This is a genomic window from bacterium (assembly GCA_027622355.1).
Taxonomy (GTDB): domain Bacteria; phylum UBA8248; class UBA8248; order UBA8248; family UBA8248; genus JAQBZT01.
Map to the genome: position 1 here is coordinate 1 of JAQBZT010000302.1, position 3,335 is coordinate 3,335.

Sequence of the window (3,335 nt, forward strand, 5' to 3'; positions counted from 1 at the left end):
CGCCGCGAAAAAGGACGCTTTCAGGTGCGCGAAAAAGGCCTCGGTCGGCGAGAGAAAGACCAGCTTCTGGCCCGCTACGGGCCTTTGGGCGATCGCGAGCAGCTGGGCGGAGAAATAGTAGGTGATGAAGAAGATCACAAGCACCGTGCCCAGGATCCACAGGAGCCGGTTGCGGAGCTCGGTCAGATGCCCGGTGAGGGGCATGGAACTTTCGGAGGAGTCCTTCTCGTCGGTCACGATGCCGGTTTCCCTTTTTCGCTGACATCGGAGGGGGTGGCCTCCTCTGCGGATGCGGCCTCATCTGCAGATGCGGCGGTGCCGCCTGTGCCGCTCGCCGGGCTGTCCGGAGCGGCTGTGTCGTTCGGTGGGGATACAGCGGCGCTTTTATCGCTTTCGCTCTCTTCGGTGCGCGAGGCCGGATGAGGTTCATAGTCGGTTTCGTCGAGACTGATGCTGTCCTGGAGGTCGGAGGTGGCACGCTTGAAGTCCCGCAGGCTCCGCCCGATGGATTTCGCGACCTCGGGCAGGCGCTTGGGCCCGATGACAATTAGGGCCACCACCAGGATAACGATCAGCTCGGTCATGCCAATGCTTCCGAACATGGTCCCCTCGATTTGGGTGAAAACGCTCACCGGGTTATACCAAATCAGATGGTCCGGGTGAATGGCCTGCTCTTCGGGGAAAAGGGGCCGGGTCCGTGCCGGGAGGTTGCGGGGCGGGTCCGGCTCTGAAAGGATGGTGAGCCGCCCCGAAAGTGCCTGCCTGGTGGAGGAAATGGCATGTGGGATGTGTCCATCCGTCCGCTTCTCCTGGGGATTCCCACGGGACTGATCTTCGGGTTCGTGCTCCAGCGGGGCCGATTTTGCATGTACACCGCCTTTCGGGATTTGTTTCTCGTGGGGGAGAGCCCCCTCTTCCGGTCCTACATTCTGGCTCTTCTTGTCCAGATGGTGCTGATTCACGCGCTCGCGGCCTTCGGTTTTCTCGTGGTCCAGCCCTTCGCTTTCGTCTGGCTGGGTGCGGTGGTCGGCGGATTCATCTTCGGGGTGGGCATCACGCTGGCCGGGGGATGCGCTTCGGGGAGCTGGTACCGAGTCGGGGAGGGCATGGTGGGTTCCTGGCTGGCCGTCATCGGCTTCGGGCTCGGGGTGGCGGCGACGTTTTGGGGGGTACTCTACCCGGCGGGGCGCGCGTTGCGGCAGTACGTGGCGCCGGCCGGAGTGACGAGCCTGGCGGGGATGGCGGGCTTGCCGGCCTGGGCGGGCGTGCTCGTCTTCCTGGCCGTGGGCGGTTTTTATCTCTCCCGCGCCCCGCGGACGAGAACCTTTACGGGTTGGTCCTGGCGGACGACGGGGGTGGCGGTGGGCCTGGTGGCGGCGGGCGCCTGGGTCACATCGGAAATGGTGGGGCGTCATTTCGGTCTGAGCATGACGGGTCCCTCCGGGCGTCTTTTCCGGTATGCGGCGACCGGGGAGAGCGCGATGCTCGGCTGGGGGGTGTGGATGCTCATCGGGGTGCCGGCGGGCGCCCTCGCCAGCGCGGTCCTGGCGGGAGAGTTCAAATGGCGCGCCCCCGAGCCCCGGCGGATGGCCATGCAGTTCGCCGGGGGAATCTTGATGGGATTCGGTGCGGCCACCGCGGGCGGGTGCAATATCGGCAATAGTCTCACCGGCCTGGCGACGCTTTCGACGGGAAGTCTGGTGGCGACGGTTTTCATTATGCTCGGCTGCTGGGCGGGGACTCGGGTATTTTTTGGAGGGGCGAGGTGAGCGTCCCGGGGCGGGGGATGGGGTTAAATTTTTGTTTTTTAAATAGTTAGCCCCTCGCCGTCTTTCTTTTGAACAGGGCGGCGGAATCTGTTATTCTTCGCTCCGTTAATTCCAACGCCCTTCCGATGGGTGTTTTTCGGGGGCTCGCCGAAATCCGGGCCCGGTTAATCGGGTCCCGCCTGCAACGCGAATTGGAAGAGGGTAGAACCGTTTCCTTCAGTGAACTGGCAGATCAACTATTTAAAATAAACGGTTTGAGCGAAGAGGTTTCGCGGGAGATCCTGGAGCCCCTTCTCCGTTCAAGCGCCCTGTTCATCGAGGATGGGCCGGGGTGCTGGCAGATCCCCTCGCGTCTCCCTTCCCTGACTTCATTCTTGCCGGATACGACGTTTGCGGTCGTGGACATCGAAACTACCGGCGGGCGGCCGCCCCAGCACCGGATCACCGAGATCGCGGCGGTGAAGGTACGCGCCGGCGAGATCGGTGAGGAGTTTCACTCCCTCGTCTCTCCGATGCGGGAGATCCCCTGGAACGTGGTTCGCCTCACGGGTATCACCGACGAGATGGTCGCCCAGCAGCCGGGTGTCCGGGATGTTCTCCCGGCTTTCCTCGATTTTGTGGATGGGTGCGTGTTCGTGGGGCACGGGGCGACCTTTGACCATCTGTTCATCCACTACTTCGCCCGCGAAGTGCTTGAGCGTGAATTCGACCCGGCCGTGCTCTGCACCTTCAAGCTGGCCCAGCGTCTGCTCCCCTCCCTGGGGCGGTACAATCTGGGGGAGCTCTCCACCTTTCTCGGGATCGGGGAGGATGATCGCCACCGTGCATTGGGCGATGCGCGGGTGACGGCCGAAGTGTTGCTCCGGTTTTTGATGATGCTTCAGGTGAGCGGACTTCAGGGGATAGAGAAAGTTTTTTCTTTCCAGGAACCTCCCCCCCCGGAAGAAGAGCCGGCGCTGGTCGAGGGCATCTTACTCACCCCCGCGGATATCGGGGCGCTCCCTTCCTGCCGGGGGGTGTTCCGCCTGCTGGATGCAGCGGGAGAGACCGTATACGCGACCAAGGCGGGCGATATCCAGCGCGCGGTAAAAGAGATTTTTTATCCAAAGAACAAATCCGCGGCGCGGTTCGCCGAGAAGCTCCGCGCGGTCCACCGGGTGGAAGCTCTCCCGTCCGAGAGCGAGTTGGGGATGTCTATCGAGGCCGTCCGTTCCATGCGCGACTCCAGGATAAGGAACGGCCACCCGTTGGGGGGGACACAGAATTTTTTGAAGATAGAGGTGGTTCGGAAGTACCCGCGCGTCATGGCGGCGGGCCGCTTCCTGCCCGACGGGAGCGCCTATTACGGCCCCTTCCGGAAGCAGGCCCAACTGCGCGATCTGCTCGAGGTGATTCTCCGGCTGTTTCCCCTGCGGCTCGCCCCGGAGCGGGGGGAGGAGGCGAAAAAGGAGGAAAAGGACAAAAGACCCTTGCCGGATGTTTCGCCGAAACTCTACGGCCGGATGGTCGAGGCGCTTCAGGATTTCCTCGAGGGGCGCCTGCGCCGCCGGGGGGAGCAGGAGCTGG

Annotated in this window: 4 protein-coding genes; 2 read left to right on the forward strand and 2 right to left on the reverse strand. The window is 63.3% G+C overall.

Features of this window, described 5'->3' with window-relative positions; genetic code table 11:
- A partial coding sequence (locus tag O2807_13830) for a twin-arginine translocase subunit TatC (protein ID MDA1001580.1) occupies positions 1-237 on the reverse strand: 237 nt, incomplete at its 3' end.
- Positions 234-602: a twin-arginine translocase TatA/TatE family subunit gene (gene tatA, locus O2807_13835; GenBank protein MDA1001581.1), complete on the reverse strand. Its 369-nt coding sequence runs from the start codon at positions 600-602 to the stop codon at positions 234-236. The genes O2807_13830 and tatA, both read right to left, overlap by 4 nt.
- 177 nt (positions 603-779) lie before the next feature.
- Between tatA and O2807_13840 the strand changes: the two genes are divergently transcribed.
- The gene (locus O2807_13840) at positions 780-1,769 is read left to right on the forward strand and encodes a YeeE/YedE family protein (GenBank protein ID MDA1001582.1); all 990 of its coding nucleotides are present in this window, start codon (positions 780-782) and stop codon (positions 1,767-1,769) included.
- A gap of 254 nt (positions 1,770-2,023) precedes the next feature.
- The coding region (locus tag O2807_13845; protein MDA1001583.1) for an exonuclease domain-containing protein at positions 2,024-3,335 on the forward strand (1,312 nt) is incomplete at its 3' end.

Coding starts and splice junctions, on each gene's coding strand:
- tatA (MDA1001581.1), bottom strand. CDS start 602: ATGTTCGGAAGCATTGGCATGACCGAGCTGATCGTTATCCTGGTGGTG.
- O2807_13840 (MDA1001582.1), top strand. CDS start 780: ATGTGGGATGTGTCCATCCGTCCGCTTCTCCTGGGGATTCCCACGGGA.